At 69.5% G+C, this 15,088-nt stretch carries 12 protein-coding genes; 6 read left to right on the top strand and 6 right to left on the bottom strand.

The genetic code is table 11. The annotated features are described in order from the left end of the window. Positions 1–142: 142 nt before the first annotated feature. The 5 genes from ACIQGZ_RS07165 to ACIQGZ_RS07145 all read left to right on the top strand — a co-directional run bounded on the left by ACIQGZ_RS07165 (position 143) and on the right by ACIQGZ_RS07145 (position 5,258). Positions 143–619: a hypothetical protein gene (locus ACIQGZ_RS07165; protein WP_402599813.1), complete on the top strand. Its 477-nt coding sequence runs from the start codon at positions 143–145 to the stop codon at positions 617–619. Then, positions 616–1,977, top strand: coding sequence for a KGGVGR-motif variant AAA ATPase (locus tag ACIQGZ_RS07160; RefSeq protein ID WP_402599812.1), 1,362 nt, complete (start codon positions 616–618; stop codon positions 1,975–1,977). Before ACIQGZ_RS07165 ends, ACIQGZ_RS07160 begins: the two co-directional genes overlap by 4 nt. Next, on the top strand, positions 1,977–3,446 hold the full coding sequence (locus tag ACIQGZ_RS07155) for a hypothetical protein (RefSeq protein WP_402599811.1): 1,470 nt from the start codon (positions 1,977–1,979) through the stop codon (positions 3,444–3,446). Before ACIQGZ_RS07160 ends, ACIQGZ_RS07155 begins: the two co-directional genes overlap by 1 nt. 310 nt (positions 3,447–3,756) lie before the next feature. Continuing rightward, positions 3,757–4,608 (top strand): metallophosphoesterase family protein, encoded by an 852-nt coding sequence (locus ACIQGZ_RS07150; protein ID WP_402599810.1) that lies wholly within the window; start codon positions 3,757–3,759, stop codon positions 4,606–4,608. Further along, positions 4,605–5,258, top strand: coding sequence for a 4'-phosphopantetheinyl transferase (locus tag ACIQGZ_RS07145; RefSeq protein WP_402599809.1), 654 nt, complete (start codon positions 4,605–4,607; stop codon positions 5,256–5,258). The genes ACIQGZ_RS07150 and ACIQGZ_RS07145 overlap by 4 nt, the downstream gene beginning before the upstream one ends. A 109-nt stretch (positions 5,259–5,367) precedes the next feature. On the opposite strand, the gene ACIQGZ_RS07140 is transcribed toward ACIQGZ_RS07145, so the two are convergent. The 6 genes from ACIQGZ_RS07140 to ACIQGZ_RS07115 form a co-directional block, all read right to left on the bottom strand. Beyond that, positions 5,368–6,951: a cellulase family glycosylhydrolase gene (locus ACIQGZ_RS07140; RefSeq protein WP_402599808.1), complete on the bottom strand. Its 1,584-nt coding sequence runs from the start codon at positions 6,949–6,951 to the stop codon at positions 5,368–5,370. A gap of 308 nt (positions 6,952–7,259) precedes the next feature. Continuing rightward, entirely contained in the window at positions 7,260–7,916 is a 657-nt protein-coding gene (locus ACIQGZ_RS07135) for an endonuclease (RefSeq protein WP_402599807.1), read from the bottom strand. Positions 7,917–8,232: 316 nt separating this feature from the next. Beyond that, positions 8,233–8,721 (bottom strand): ATP-binding protein, encoded by a 489-nt coding sequence (locus ACIQGZ_RS07130; protein ID WP_402599806.1) that lies wholly within the window; start codon positions 8,719–8,721, stop codon positions 8,233–8,235. A 169-nt stretch (positions 8,722–8,890) separates the two neighbouring features. Beyond that, positions 8,891–9,664 carry an enoyl-CoA hydratase/isomerase family protein gene (locus ACIQGZ_RS07125; protein ID WP_402599805.1) on the bottom strand — a complete coding sequence of 258 codons (774 nt, stop codon included), beginning with the start codon at positions 9,662–9,664 and terminating at the stop codon, positions 8,891–8,893. 192 nt (positions 9,665–9,856) lie between these two features. Further along, entirely contained in the window at positions 9,857–11,077 is a 1,221-nt protein-coding gene (locus tag ACIQGZ_RS07120) for an Ig-like domain-containing protein (RefSeq protein ID WP_402599804.1), read from the bottom strand. 216 nt (positions 11,078–11,293) lie between these two features. After that, on the bottom strand, positions 11,294–12,508 hold the full coding sequence (locus ACIQGZ_RS07115; protein WP_402599803.1) for an Ig-like domain-containing protein: 1,215 nt from the start codon (positions 12,506–12,508) through the stop codon (positions 11,294–11,296). Positions 12,509–12,748: 240 nt separating this feature from the next. Between ACIQGZ_RS07115 and glgX the strand changes: the two genes are divergently transcribed. Beyond that, positions 12,749–15,049: a glycogen debranching protein GlgX gene (glgX, locus tag ACIQGZ_RS07110; protein WP_402599802.1), complete on the top strand. Its 2,301-nt coding sequence runs from the start codon at positions 12,749–12,751 to the stop codon at positions 15,047–15,049. Positions 15,050–15,088 lie beyond the last annotated feature (39 nt).

Raw genomic sequence — 15,088 nt, 5'->3', positions numbered from 1 at the left:
CGTACTGCCATAGATCGCAGCAGGTCGAAGGGTTGGACGGGTCACCCTCGCTCCTCCCCCAGCACGAGCAGGACTGTCTGATCCTCAGCACAGTCCAGGAACGGAAGACATCCCTGCCCGCTGGGATCTCTATGATCGTCGTGTGCCCGAAACCGCCATGCAAGAGCACTACGCGTGTGCCGCGCGGCGTCACTATGACGACGCCGTGTACCTACTCGCCGACAGTCGCGTTCCCAATGCGGACTACCACCTCGGGTTCACCGTGGAGTGTGTGCTGAAGAGCCTGCTGCTGCGGTACGTGGGAGCAACCGTAGATCCGACGAAACCGGGTCGGCTTCCACCGAAGAAGCCCTGGGTCCAGAACAGCGACGGCAAGACGCAGTACTTCAGCCATCTACCGGAGCTGTGGTCCGACGTGGCGCTACTACTCACCGGCCGGTCTGGCGGCAGACTGGCTTCAGCACTCCAGAGCTCGACACCATTCGAAAACTGGTCGGTGGACCACCGATACCGCGATGGGGCCGACATCGTCGAGGCCGACGTGTACCACCATCGCGCCGCAGCCGAGCTTCTCCTCCACCTTCACGACCAAGCCCTCGTCGACGGAGCCCTCACGTGAGCCTCTTTCCGGACCCGGTCCGCTTCGACAAGGCCCGGCCGCTCGCCTTGGAAGTAGCCCGTGGCGTAGCCGCGACCGGTGTAGATGTCCTAGTGGTTCGAGATCTCCTCGGCCAGGTCTCCCTGCTTCTGGATGACAGGGAGCAGCGGCCTGACGACGCGGCTCTCAGTGAATGGCGGGATTCACTCACCACCGCTCTTGGCCGGTACGCCTCCAGTCGGCCGGTGGTGCTGGGATCCAGTCTCTTCCAGCCGGCCGCTCTCTTCGACTCTCCCCGCATCGTGGATGAGCTCGACCAGCCTGCCGGTCCTGGGCAGGGGTGCATCAGATGGCTTGAGAGCACAGTTGTCGGCGAGGACTGGTCTCGAGTGCGCCAGATTCCCGAGGAAAGCGGGGTTCGTGCTCCGCGGGTCACGCTCTACGGGTTCAAAGGTGGTGTAGGTCGTTCCACTGCCACCGCCATGCTGGCGAAGCATCTGGCTGATCTCGGGAATCGCGTGCTCGTGGTCGATCTAGACCTGGAGTCACCTGGCTCCGGTCCTTTGCTGCTCTCCGAGGAGGCAACGCCCTGGTACGGCCTTATCGACCAGCTCGTGGAGTCAGCGGTCGGCAATGCCGAAGGCCTGGATCTTGTCGCCCAGGCTTCCAACTACGACGCCAAAGCCGGCGAGATCTGGGTTGCCCCGGCCCGGGGCAAGGGAGCGCCAGGAGCCGTCTACTCGTATGTGGAGAAATTGAACAGGATCTACGCTGACCTTCCCACCAAGAACGGAGCCGGCTTCGCGGACCGCCTGGAGGAAGCCATCGCGGCATGCGAGGAGGCAGTCACACGAGCGAGCGGCACACCTGATGTCATCCTGCTTGACAGCCGGGCAGGTATCCACGACATCGCTGCAGTCGCCATCTCTCGACTCTGCGACCTCGCCCTGCTCTTCGGGGCGGATAACGCCCACACCTGGAACGGATACCGGGACCTATTCACTGCCTGGCGTGACGCTGGGCAGGCACGGGTAGTGAGGGACAGGCTGCGTATGGTCGCTTCCATGGTGCCCGACTCCGCCGAACGACCGATGGACGCTTACCTGGATTCCTTTCGTGAAAACGCCTGGTCGTGCTTCTCCGTCCTTTACGACGATGTCCCGTCCGGGGGCGACCTCCATAGCTTCCCTTCGGCTTACAATCCAAGCCCAGAGGAGGACTCCGCTCCACACTCGCCCATCCCGATCCTCTTCACACTGGACCTGGTAGGAATCGATGCAATCAGCACTCCTGGCTGGTCCGACCGTTCTTTTGTGAAGGCCGCGTACGATTCCTTCCTAACCACTGCCACCCATCTGATCTTTCCCGGAGGGCCTTGATGACGACCGTGCTCGGAGTCGACGAATACCGCGATCTGCTGAGTTCGGCGTTGCCACCCGCACAAGATGCGGACACGGTTACGCCGTCACTCTCAACCCTATTCACTCCCGACAGTCACAGAACTGCGCTGCACGTGGATACCACAGTGGTGCGCGGCGGCCGTGGAGTGGGAAAGACGTTCTGGTACCGGTCGCTACTCGACGACAAGCTGCGCGCCGTCGCCGCCGAGGAGTACCGAATCGACAAACTCCACCACATTACGGTAGCCACAGGCTACGGCGCCCAGATTCAGCCCACTCTTTACCCAGGGCCCGGGGAACTGCGCAGTCTCGTGGAGGAGGCAGTACGCCCGTACGACCTCTGGAACACTGTGCTCCTCGTAGCTCTTGGCCAGCCGAAACTGATGGGCCTGCAAAGTTGGCGCGAACGGGTCGACTGGGTGCGCGCCCACCCGAGCGAACGCGACCAAACCATCGCGCAGGCCGACCAGCAGGCCCAGAGCCAGGGAACCACACAGCTGATCCTTTTCGACGCGCTGGAACACCTGCACTGGGACCGCGCACAAGCCGATCGCCTAGTCGCCGGAATCCTCCAGTTGGCATTGGAGATGCGGCTTGGAACAAAAAATATCCGGTTCAAGGTATTCATTCGTCCGGACATGTTCGACGGGGCTCTTCTCAATTTCCCCGATGCATCGAAGTTGACCTCAAATTCCGCGAGCCTCCAATGGTCCAGAGCCAATCTCTACGGCCTCTTCTTCCACTACCTCGGCAACCACGATAGCGAGGAAGCCGTGTGCTTCCGTGCCATGACCAGCGGCTGGATCGAGCACACAGAAGGTCGGCACCAGCTGCCGTCCGCCCTACGCGGCGACGAGAAAGTCCAGGCTGATGCGTTCAGTCTGATCGCTGGTCCTTACATGGGAGCGAACTTCCGTAAGGGGATCACCTACACCTGGCTGCCCAACCATTTGATGGACGGAGTCGAGCAAGTCAGCCCGCGGAGCTTTCTGAACGCGCTGGTCAAGGCCGTCGAGGAGACACGCGACAGCTACGCAGGGCATGATTTTCCACTGCATCACGAAGGAATTCGACGCGGCGTCCAGTCCGCCTCTCAGACCAGGGTAGCGGAAGTTCGCGAGGATATGCCATGGGTACACACTGCCATCGCACCGCTTCAGGGCCAGCAAGTCCCTATTGATTCGGAACTCGTGATCAGCTTGTGGGGACAGGCCGACCTCACTCAGCGACTGCAACGCGAGGCCGAACGTGTGGCCACAGCCACAAGAAACAGCGGCGAGATCCGCACCGGACCACGTTACGCGGACGACTACCGGCAACTGATTGAAGAGCTTATCCTGCTTGGTGTGATGCGCCGCCGAAAGGACAGGAGGATCGATTTGCCAGATGTATACCGTATCGCATTTTCCATCGGCCGCAAGGGCGGCGTCCCCATGGTCCAGCTTTAGCGAAACATGTCCACGTCGGAAAGATGTAGATCGCAGGTAGAGAAAAACCGGGAAATATCCTCGATTGGCATCTCTCAAATCACGGGCAAGAAGTTTCACGGGTATGCCCGTGATCCCGCAGGATGATCCGGATTCCGTGCGCCCTGCCGAGATTTCTACCCGCAAACGTCGTCACGGAGCAGGTCACCGGTGTTGGTTGCCTGGCGGTCAATGTCATCGAGTGCTGAGGGGCCGTGTGCCGAGGGGGCGGGCTCAGCGGGCCGACCGGATACGGCTGTCGGGCTCGGAGTCGGTCTACTAGGCTGACCGGGTGGCGACAGACGGGGTGTTGCGGGCGGTCAGTGACTTGCATGTCACGTATGCGGAGAACCGGGAGATCGTCGAGCGGCTGCAACCGGGGTCGCCGGACGACTGGCTGATCGTGGCCGGGGACATCGGCGAGCTGATGGCCGACATCGAGTGGACGTTGACCCTGCTGCGGGACCGGTTCGCGCAGGTGATCTGGGTGCCGGGCAACCACGAGCTGTGGACGGTCGACCGCGAGACCAGCCAGGCGCGCGGCGTCGCACGCTATGAGCAGTTGGTGGCGCTCTGCCGCCGGCTCGGGGTGCTCACGCCGGAGGACCCGTACCCGGTGTGGACGGGGGCGGGCGGGCCGGTCCGGATCGCGCCGCTGTTCCTGCTGTACGACTACAGCTTCCTCGCCCCGGGGACGACCACCCCGGCGGAGTCGCTGGCCAAGGCGCACGAGGCCGGGATCGTCTGCACCGACGAGTACTTCCTGCACCCCGACCCCTATCCGTCCCGTGCCGCCTGGTGCGCCGCCCGGGTCGAGGAGACCGAGCGGCGGTTGGCTCAGGTCGCGGGCGAACTGCCGCTGGTGCTGGTCAACCACTGGCCGCTGGTGCGGCAGCCGACCGAGATCATGACGCACCAGGAGTTCGTCCAGTGGTGCGGGACGGTGCGTACGGCCGACTGGCACACCCGCTTCGGCGTCGAGGCCGTGGTCTACGGCCATCTGCACATCCCCCGGCGCACCGTCTACGACGGGGTCCCGTTCGTGGAGGTGTCGCTCGGCTATCCACGGGAGTGGGGCCGCTTCGGGCTGCGGTCCGACCTCGCCCGGCAGATCCTGCCGCGTCCGGCGGGGGTGGACGCGTGATCGGCGCGATACTGCCGCCCTCGGTGCGCTGGGCCCAGTCCTTCACCGACCGCGAGGTCGCGCTGTTCCCGCAGGAGCAGGCCGCGATCGCCAAGGTGGTCGAGAAGCGGCGGGTGGAGTTCACCACCGTCCGGGCCTGCGCGCGGGACGCGCTGGGCGCGCTCGGCGTCGGGCCGGCGCCGCTGGTCCCCGGTGAGCGGGGAGCGCCGAGCTGGCCGGACGGGGTGGTCGGGAGCATGACGCACTGCGCGGGCTACCGTGCGGCGGTGGTGGGGCGCAGTGCCGAGGTGGCCACGGTCGGGATCGACGCCGAGCCCAATGAACCGCTGCCGGAGGGCGTCCTCGGCGCGATAGCCCGCCCGGAGGATCTGGAAGCGCTGGCCGCGCTGCCGACGGCGGCGGGGGTCGCCTGGGACCGGGTGCTGTTCAGCGCCAAGGAGTCCGTGTACAAGGCGTGGTACCCGGTGGCCCGGAAGTGGCTGGACTTCGAGGAGGCCCGGGTGAGGATCGCCCCGGACGGGACGTTCACGGCGGGCCTGCTGGTCTCCGGGCCGACGCTGCTCGGCCGGCCGCTGACCGGCTTCGCCGGACGGTGGGTCGCCGCCGACGGCCTCGTGGCGACCGCGATCGTGGTGGAGCAGGGCGCCTGACCCCGGCCGGTCCGGGCCGGTGCCGGGGAATGCGGTGGTGCCCCGGGGATCGGCCTGGGCCGATCCCCGGGGCACCGGGGTCATGCGGGGTGGTGCGGGGTGGTGCGGGTCAGCTGGCGGTGCAGGTGACCGTGGGGGCCCCGTTGGTGCCGCTGTAGGTGCCCTGGAAGCCGAAGGAGGTGCTTCCGTTGGCGGCGACCGCGCCGTTGTAGGACATGTTGGTCGCCGTCACCGCCGTGCCGCTCTGGGTCACGTTGGCGTTCCAGGAGCTGGTGACCTTCTGGTTGCCCGGGAAGGTCAGGACGACCTTCCAGGAGCTGATCGCAGAGGTACCGGCCTTGACCGTGACGTCGGCGGTGAAGCCGTCCTGCCACGAGTTGGGGGTGTAGGTCGCGGTGCAGCCCGCGTTGGTGCCGCCACCGTTGTTGCCACCGGTGCCGCCGCCGGTGCCGCCGCCGCTGGAGGCGGAGGTGGTGACGGAGAGCGCGGCCGAGGCGGCCGAGACGTTACCGGCCGCGTCGCGGGCCTTCACCGTGTAGCTGTACGCCGTCGAGGCGGTCAGACCGCTGTCGGTGTAGCTGGTGGTGGTGGAGGTGCCGACCTGGGTGCCGTTGCGGAAGATCTGGTACCCGGTGACGCCCACGTTGTCGGTGGAGGCGGTCCAGGACAGCGAAACGCTGTTCGCGGTCTTGGACGGCGACGTCACATTGGTCGGAGCGGTCGGAGCGGTGGTGTCACCGGTCGGCGGGTTGGTGCCGCCGCCGCCGAAGACCGTGGCCTCCTTGGCGGTGGACTTGATGCCGTTGGCGCCATTGAAGATCCGCTGACCCCAGGTGGTGAGCTGGGAGGCGTTGAAGTTGGTCACCATGTCGAGGTATTCGACGCCGCCGCCGTTGCCGCTCCAGGACCAGCCCAGGTAGCCGAGCTTCAGCGACTGGGCGTAGGACATGATCGAGTCCTCGTCCGGGTCGCCGTCGCTGTGCATGTTGCCGAACTCGCCGACCACGATGGGCAGCTTGGCCGTGACGAAGTAGTTGAGGTAGTCGCTGACCTTGGAAGCAGTGTTGTAGACGCCGTACATGTGGATGGAGAACACGGTGTTGGCGTCGGTGTCGGCGGCGAAGACGGACGCCGCGTTGTCCCGCATGGTGTTCGACCAGTCCTGGCCCCAGTTGGGGGCGTCGACCATCAGCATGTTGTGGATACCGGCGTTGCGCACCTTCTGGATGGCGCCCTTGGTGTCGGCGGTCCAGCCGGAGGTGTTGTTGTTGCCGTACGGCTCATTGCCGATGTTGACGATGATGTAGCTCTCCTGGCCGGCCAGGATGCTCTTGAGGCCCACCCAGTAGTCGGCGGCCTGGGAAAGGGTGATGGCATTCTGCTCGCCGTAGCCGGTGGTGTCGTGCGCCTCGAGAACGCAGATCAGACGGCTCGCCTTGCACTTCGCGATGACGTTGCTGACGTCGGTGGCGTCGTTCTTGGTCCACAGGCCGCCGGTGCTCAGCACCACCCGTACGGTGTTGGCTCCCAGCGCCTTGATGTCGGCGAGCGAGTTCAGCTTGTCCGGGTACCAGGCGTGGGCGTGGCTGACGCCACGCATGATGTAGTCATTGCCGTTGCCCTCCAGGATGCGCCCGTTGCTCACGTGGAAGCCGGTGGTGGCGGCGTGCGCGGGCGTGACGAAGGCAAACATCGGGACAAGGAGGGCGAATAGCGCCCCGAAGGCACTGGCTATCCTTTTCCTCATGGACGACTCCCATTGGAGGAGGAATCTCAGTGATTCCACGTAGGGGTCGCGGCAATATTCGGCGACCGGGGGGAATACAGGCACAACCCCACCGTGCTGAATGGGGTTTCGACGCCGCGTCGACCGGCGACATTGTCGCCTCTGAGCATGGGGGCAGGAATTGCAGCCGACAGCGTGAATGGTCGGAGAAACTCGGCGCGAGCCTCAGCGTAAACGCCCGGCACGAAGATCACAACGGTTTGAACCGAACCGGTTTAGTTGCCCAGCACCTGCGCCGCCGCGTCCTTGTGCAGAGCCACCCGGACCAGCGCTGCGGCAAAGGCCGCCGGGTCGTGTCCGGCGGTGAGCCGGGCCAGTTCGCGGGGGTCGGTGGGCAGCCCCAGCCGTTCGGCGCCCTGGAGCGCCTTGGCGCCGAAGTACGGGGCGACGGCACTCCAGACGCCCTGCACCTCGCGCAGGAAGATGTCCGCGCCGGCCGGGCCGATCCCCGGGAACTCCTGGAGCGCCCCGGCCAGTGCCGCGACGTCGTCGCCCGCCTCGCGGTGCAGGTGGCGCAGGTCGCCCTGCCAGCGGTCGAGCAGCAGCCGCGCGCCGTCCCCCAGGCGGGTGGCGGTGCTCTCGTCGTAGCGGCGGTAGCCGCCCTCGCCCAGCGCGTCCACCCGCTGCTGCCAGTCGGCGTCCAGCATCCGGTGCGGATCGCGCAGCCCAGCGGCGAACAGCACCCGGGCCGCGTCCACCGCGATCTCGGCGCGGATGCGGGTGCTGGCCAGCTCGGAGAGGACCAGCAGCTGGTAGAGCCGGCCGGGGGTGTCCCGCAGCCGGATTCCGGCGTCGGCGGCGTAGGTGCGGCCGTGGGCCTCGACAAGGCGGTCCACGACCGCCCGGGGCTGCGTGGAGCGGTCCTCGTTCACGGCGGGGCGGGTACCCCGGAACAGCCGCTGAAAACTCGGGCGATCCAAGGGCGGAGCGTGGCACAGGTCACCATCGCAAGGTGGATCACTATGCACACCTTTGAATGAAAGGTTGAAAGTTGCCCGATTGTCCACCGATATGCCAGAGTGGGAGACCGTTGACCACGGCCTCCGACCGACCCGGCACGGCCGTCTCCGACCGCGCGGCACGCACCCCCTTGGCCGCGCGGTGGCATCGCAGGGGCCCCCGCCGCCGCATCCCGGCATCCGGGGGCCCCGCACTGCTTTCCGGCCGCTACCGCTGCGCCGCCACGGTTCAGGGCTCGCGCACCCGCAGCTCGAACCAGACGCCCTTGCCCCGGGACAGCAGATCGGCGCCCCAGCGCTCGGACAGCGCGTCCACCAGCACCAGCCCGCGCCCGGTGTCCGCGTCCGGCTCGGCCCTGATCAGGCAGGGCAGCGCCCGCGAGGGGTCGCGCACCTCCACCCGGAGCCAGCCGGGGCGCCGGGCCAGCCGCACCCCGACGGTACGGCCGCCGGTGTGCTGCACGGCATTGGTGACCAGCTCGCCGACCAGCAGCTCGGCCACCTCCATCTGCGCCGCCAGCCCCCAGAGCCCGAGCACGGACCGGGTGAGCCGCCGCGCCTCGGCCGCCGACTCCGGCCGGGCCGGGAGCCGTACCTCGTCCACCACCGGGGCGGCCAGCCGGTCGAAGAACGCCGCCTCGAACTCGTCCTGGACCAGCCCCGTCACGTCGAAGCCGACAGGATGGTACGACTGCTCTGTTTCGCCCCGGCCTGCCATGAGCCCATCATCCCGGCTGCGCAGGCGCCGCGCGGGCACAACCGGGAAAGGATCACTATCTGATTGGCATATGCCAGGCGGCGCCGGGGGCAGAGCGGCGCACACCCGGCGCCAATCCGGGCAGAGTCACCCGGGGCAGATCACCCGAGGCAGATCACCCGAGGCAGGGTCAGCGGAACTTCGCCTTCCCGGGCCCCTCCTCCACAAAGCTGCGCATCCCGGTCTCCCGGTCCTCGGTGGCGAACAGCCCGGCGAACAGGCCCCGCTCGATCGCCAGGCCGGAGTCCAGGTCGGTCTCCAGGCCCCGGTCCACCGCCTCCTTGGCGGCGCGCAGCGCCAGCGCCGGGCCGCCGGCGAGCCGCCCGGCCCAGGCCAGCGCGGCGGCGTACACCTCGGCGGCGGGCACCACCCGGTCCACCAGGCCGATCCGCAGCGCCTCCTCGGCCTTCACCTGCCGTCCGGTGAAGATCAGGTCCTTGGCCCGGGAGGGGCCGACCAGCCGGGCGAGGCGCTGGGTGCCGCCCGCGCCGGGGATCAGGCCGAGCAGGATCTCCGGCTGGCCGAGCCGGGCGTCCTCCGCCGCGATCCGGTAGTCGGCGCAGAGCGCCAGCTCACAGCCGCCGCCCAGCGCATAGCCGGTCACCGCGGCCACCACCGGCTTGGGGATGCGGGCGACGGCCGTGAACGCCTCCTGGAGCGGGGCGCCGCGCTCCGCCATGTCGGCGTACGACATGGCCTGCATCTCCTTGATGTCCGCGCCGGCCGCGAAGACCCGCTCGCCGCCCCAGAGCACGACCGCGCGCACGTCCGCCCTGCGGGCCGCCTCCAGGGCGGTCTCCCGGAGCTGGTCCTGCATCGCGGCGTCCAGGGCGTTCATCGGCGGCCGGTCCAGCCGGATGGTGCCGACGCCGTCCGTGACGTCGAGGTGGACAGAGCGCGTCATTGCGTTCTCCCGAGGCGGTGAGGGTTTCCGGCGGCCGGACGGCCGCTCGGGCCGACCCTAGCCGGGTCCGCCGCAGCCGGGCACCCGGGAGTTGGGCACCCGGACAGTCATCAGGGTCAGCACGCGCGAAGGCCCGGCGCCGGGCACACGGGGTGCTCGGGGCCGGGCCTCGGGGCGCGGTGGCCGCTGGGGTCAGCTGGCGGCCTTCCAGTCGGACCAGTCCATGTTCCAGCCGTTGATGCCGTTGAACGGGTCGACGGTGCGGTCGTGCGAGTTGACCACCTGCACCACGTCACCGATCAGCGAGCTGTTGAAGAACCAGGCGCCCGGCGTGTCGGGGTCGCCGGCCCCCTGCACGTCACGCAGGCCCACACAGCCGTGGCTGGTGTTCTGGGAGCCGAAGATGCTCGACGCGCCCCAGTAGTTGCCGTGCACGAAGGTGCCGGAGGTGGTCAGCCGCATGGCGTGCGGCACGTCCTTGATGTCGTACTCGCCCTTGAAGCCCACCGAGTCGCCGTTCATCCGGGTCTGGATGTACTTCTCGGAGATCACCATCTTGCCGTTGTACGTGGTGTGCTCCGGCGCGCCGGCCGAGATCGGGATGGTGCGGAGCACCGCGCCGCCCCGCTTGACGACCATGGTGTGCTTCTCGGCGTCCACCAGGCTGACCTGCGAGCGGCCGATGGAGAACTTCACGTCCTTGGACTGCACGCCGTAGACGCCGGACGCGCCCTCGACGCCGTTGAGCCGCAGGTGCAGAGTGACCTTGGTGCCGGCCGCCCAGTACTCGGCGGGGCGGAAGTCCAGCCGCTGGCTGTCGGCCCAGTGGCCGACGACCTTGACCGACGGGTTGGCGGTGACCGAGATGTGGTCCAGGACGTCCTGCTTGTTGGTGATCGCCTTGTTGAAGCGCAGCGAGACGATCATGCCGACGCCGTAGGTCTGGCCCTGGTCGGTGTTGAAGTAGCCGATGAAGGTGTTGGCGGGCGTCAGCGTGGTGAAGCTGGAGTTCTCCACCGCCTCCAGGTTGTCGGCGTCCTTGGCGCGGGCCTCGACGTTGTACTTGGTGCCGGTGGTCAGCACGTCGTCCGGCGTCCAGCTGGTGCCGTCGGCGGCCAGCTCGCCCGCGACCTCCTTGCCGTCCTCGGAGGTGACCTTGACCGAGGTCAGCTTGCCCTTGCTGACGGTCACCTTGAGCCCGTCGCGGGTGGCGACGTTGTTGGCGCCGTCGGCGGGCTTGATGGTCACCACAGCGGCGGACGTCTTCTCGGCGGCGGCCTTGTCGGCCTGGTTGACGCCCTTGTCGCCGCCGCCCTGGCCGCCGGACGAACCCGACGACGGCGAGCTTCCGGAGCTGCATGCCGTCACCAGCGCCAGCAGCGCACCCAGCAGCAGTGCCAGGACGCCCCTCATGGCGATCCGGCTCCGGCCGTGTGCGGTGCTCGTGCGTATCGCGGCGACTGCCGCCTGTTCCGGCTTCACGTGTGTGCTCCCCTCCCGGTTTCCACCTCAATACACGCGCAGACCTGCGACCCGGTTGCATCGGTCCCGGGAATCTCTCGTGCAGCGGGACCTGAAGGATAACGGGAGGTTCTGAGGGGGTTCCGGGAGGGAGGCGGGCCGGGGAGGTCAGCCGGACTGCGGCCGCCACCGGTCCCAGGGCAGGTTCCAGCCGTTCAGGCCGTTGTCGGGGGCGACCGTGCGGTCACCGGAGTGCGTGACCAACACCACGTCCCCGATCAGCGACCGGCCGAAGAACCAGCCCGCCGGAGAGGTGGCCCCGCCGCCCTTGACATCGGCCAGCCCGACGCAGCCGTGGCTGGTGTTCTCGGCGCCGAAGACCGACGCCGCCGCCCAGTAGTTGCCGTGCACAAAGGTGCCGGAGCCGGTCAGCCGCATCGCATGCGGCACGTCCGGGATGTCGTACTCGCTGCCCAGGCCCACGGTGCGGGAGTTCATCCGGGTCAGCGGGAACTTCTCGGAGATCACCAGATAGCCGTCGTACGTGGGGTGCTCCCGGCTGCCCGCCGAGATCGGCACCGTACGCAGCACCCGGCCGCCGCGCCGGACGGTCATCAGCCGGGCGGCCACGTCCACCGTGCTGATCTGGGAGCGGCCGATGGTGAACCGCACGTCCTTGCGCTGCACCCCGTACACCCCGGGGGTGCCCTCCACGTCCCGCAGCCGCAGCGCCAGCCGCACCCGGGTGTGCGGTGCCCAGAAGTGGTGCGGCCGGAAGTCCAGCCGCTGGGCGCCGAACCAGCGCAGCCGGATCGGCACCGGCGGGTCGGCGGTGACCCGGACCGCCCGCTCCACCGCCGCGCGGTCGGTGATCGGGCGGCTGAAGCGCAGCGAGACGGGCATGCCCACGCCGACCGTGGAGCCGTCCTCCGGAGTGAAGAACGCCACAAAGGTGTGCAGCGGCACCAGGGTGCTGAAGGCGGCGTGCCGGACGGCCTCCAGCCCGTCCGCGTCCCGGGCGACGGCGTCCAGGGTGTACCGGGTGGCCAGCGCCAGCCGGGCGTCCGGCTGCCAGACGCCCCCGGCGCCGACCCGGCCGGGCACCGGGTGCCCGGCGGCGTCCGCCAGCCGTACCGAAACCAGCCGCCCGTCGGCCACCGCGACCCGCACCGCGCCCTCGGCCGGCACCTCGGTGGCGCCGTCGCCGGGGCTGACCGTGAGGACCGCCTGCGACACGCGCGGCGGCGGCAGCGCGCCCCCCGGCTTCGCCGCGCCGCCGACGGGACGGCAGCCCGCCGACGCACCCAGGACGAACAGCGCCACCACGGCGAGCAGTGCCCCGCGGGCGGCCCGGCGGCGCCGGGTGATGCTTCCGGGATGCATCCCGGCCCTCCCTGGACTGTCCCTCGGACGGCCGATCCCGCAGCTGCGGGCGGCCCCGGGTGCGCTGCCCCCGGCGCCGGGCACAACGAGCGGTGGCACACCGGGGACACGGCGGTGTCACCGATAGCGGTGGGGTGAGCACGGAGCGTCGCTGCCGGATTCAGTGCGTGACAGCCGCCCCTGATCTGGGGAGACCAACAGGGACGGGGCACGGGACGCCCCGCGGCGGGAGGGTGTGCCATGGCCGCATGGCAGCAGATCGGCGGCGGACCGGACGAGGACCGGGCCCGCGCCGAGCCACACCCCGGGGCGGAGCTGCGGCTCGCACCCCCCGGGCCGCCGGCCGCGCCCGGGTCCGCCGCCGCCTGGCCGGGCAGCCGGCAGCCGCTGGGCGCCCGGTTCCGCCGCGCGGCGGACGGCACCCCGGGCACCAACTTCGCCCTCTGGGCGGCCGGCGCCGAGGCCGTGGAGGTCTGCCTCTTCGACGACGGCGACCACGGCGGCACCGAGACCCGCCACCTGCTGACCGAGCAGACCTCGCAGACCTGGCACGGCTTCCTGCCGGGCGTGCTGCCCGGCCAGCGCTACGGCTTCCGGGTGCACGGCCGCTGGGACCCGTGGACCGGCGCCCGCTGGAACCCGGCCAAGCTGCTGCTGGACCCGTACGCACGGGCGGTGGACGGCGAGCCGCGCACCCATGACGCCCAGTGCGGCTCGGTCCGCGACTGGCCGGAGGCCGACGTGGCCGACACCGTCCGCGACAACCGCGACTCGGCGCCGTACGTCCCCAAGGCGGTGGTGGTCCAGGACGACGACGACTGGTCGGACGACCGGCGGCCCAAGGTGCCCTGGGCCGAGACGGTGCTGTACGAGCTGCACGTCCGGGGCTTCACCATGCGGCACCCGGACGTCCCGGCGGAGCTGCGCGGCACCTACGCCGGGCTGGCGCACCCGGCCGCGATCGAGCACCTGGTGCGGCTCGGGGTGACGGCGGTGGAGCTGCTGCCGGTGCACCAGTACGCCAGCGAGGACCACCTCCAGCGGCGCGGACTGCGCAATTACTGGGGGTACAACACCCTCGCCTACTTCGCCCCGCACGCCGGCTACTCCGCCGCCGGGAGCCGGGGCCAGCAGGTCGGGGAGTTCAAGCGGATGGTGCGGGCGCTGCACCGGGCCGGGATCGAGGTGATCCTGGACGTCGTGTACAACCACACCGCCGAGGGCGGGCCGGGCGGCCCGACGCTCTCCTTCCGGGGGATCGACAACGCCGCCTACTACCGGCTGCCGCCGCTGCACCCGCGCGGCTACGCCGACTACACCGGCTGCGGCAACACGCTGGACACCCGGCAGCCGCAGGTGGTCCGGCTGATCACCGACTCGCTGCGCTACTGGGTGGCCGAGATGGGGGTGGACGGCTTCCGCTTCGACCTGGCGGCGGCGCTGGCCCGGGGCAGCGACGCGGTCGACATGCAGAGCCCGTTCCTGGCCGCCGTCGCGCAGGACCCGCTGCTCAGCCGGGTCAAGCTGATCGCCGAGCCATGGGACGTCGGCCCCGGCGGCTACCAGGTCGGCGGCTTCCCCCCGCTGTGGGCGGAGTGGAACGACCGCTACCGCGACACCGTCCGGGACTTCTGGCGCGGCGCCCGCCCGGACGTCCGCGAGCTGGGCTACCGGCTGGCCGGCTCCTCCGACCTCTACCAGCGCGGCGGGCGGCGGCCGCACGCCTCGGTCAACTTCGTCACCGCGCACGACGGCTTCACCCTGCGCGACCTGGTCAGCTACGACCGCAAGCACAACGAGGCCAACGGCGAGGACAACCGGGACGGCACCGACGACAACCGCTCCTGGAACTGCGGCCACGAGGGCGAGACCGCCGACCGGGCGGTGACCGCGCTGCGCCGCCGCCAGCTGCGCAACATGCTGGCCACCCTGCTGCTCTCCACCGGGGTGCCGATGCTGGTGGCCGGTGACGAGATGGGCCGCACCCAGGGCGGCAACAACAACGCCTACTGCCAGGACAACGAGACCGGCTGGCTGGACTGGTCGCTGCTGGAGGAGCCGGGCTGGCGCGCGCTGTGCGACCTGACGGCGCGCCTGGTACGACTGCGGCGCACGCACCCCGTACTGCGCCGGCGCGCGTTCTTCTCCGGGCTTCCGGCGCATCCGGGCGGGCTGCGCGATCTGGCCTGGTTCACCGCGCAGGGACGGGAGATGACGGAGGCCGACTGGTTCGCGCCGACCGCCGCGCTGGGGATGTTCCTGTCCGGCCGCGACATCGGCGAACGCGACCCGGCCGGGCACCCGGTGCTCGACGACAGCTTCCTGCTGCTGCTCAACGCCTGGCACGAGGACGTGGTCTTCAACCTGCCCGGCCGGCCGTGGGCCGCCGGCTACCGCACGGTGGTGGACACCTCGCTGGAGGAGCAGGCGGCGGCACCCCGGGGCGCCCCGGCGGCCGGTGCCCGGATCACCCTGCGGGGCCGCTCGCTACTGCTGCTGCGCACGCTCGGACCTGCGGCGCAAGCGACCGCAGGCTGCTGACGATACGTCAGTTATCTGCTGGGAAAGCGAGTTGGCGGG

Origin of the sequence: Streptomyces sp. NPDC092296 (assembly GCF_044755465.1) — a bacterium.
Lineage (GTDB): Bacteria > Actinomycetota > Actinomycetes > Streptomycetales > Streptomycetaceae > Peterkaempfera.
Note: the sequence above shows the minus strand (reverse complement) of the source record. Positions and strands in the feature narration are given on the sequence as shown.

Bases quoted from the DNA above. Each gene is read 5' to 3' on its own strand.
- ACIQGZ_RS07120 (WP_402599804.1), bottom strand. From the start codon at position 11,077: ATGAGGGGCGTCCTGGCACTGCTGCTGGGTGCGCTGCTGGCGCTGGTG.
- glgX (WP_402599802.1), top strand. From the start codon at position 12,749: ATGGCCGCATGGCAGCAGATCGGCGGCGGACCGGACGAGGACCGGGCC.
- ACIQGZ_RS07140 (WP_402599808.1), bottom strand. From the start codon at position 6,951: ATGTTTGCCTTCGTCACGCCCGCGCACGCCGCCACCACCGGCTTCCAC.
- ACIQGZ_RS07155 (WP_402599811.1), top strand. From the start codon at position 1,977: ATGACGACCGTGCTCGGAGTCGACGAATACCGCGATCTGCTGAGTTCG.
- ACIQGZ_RS07115 (WP_402599803.1), bottom strand. From the start codon at position 12,508: ATGCATCCCGGAAGCATCACCCGGCGCCGCCGGGCCGCCCGCGGGGCA.
- ACIQGZ_RS07130 (WP_402599806.1), bottom strand. From the start codon at position 8,721: ATGGCAGGCCGGGGCGAAACAGAGCAGTCGTACCATCCTGTCGGCTTC.
- ACIQGZ_RS07125 (WP_402599805.1), bottom strand. From the start codon at position 9,664: ATGACGCGCTCTGTCCACCTCGACGTCACGGACGGCGTCGGCACCATC.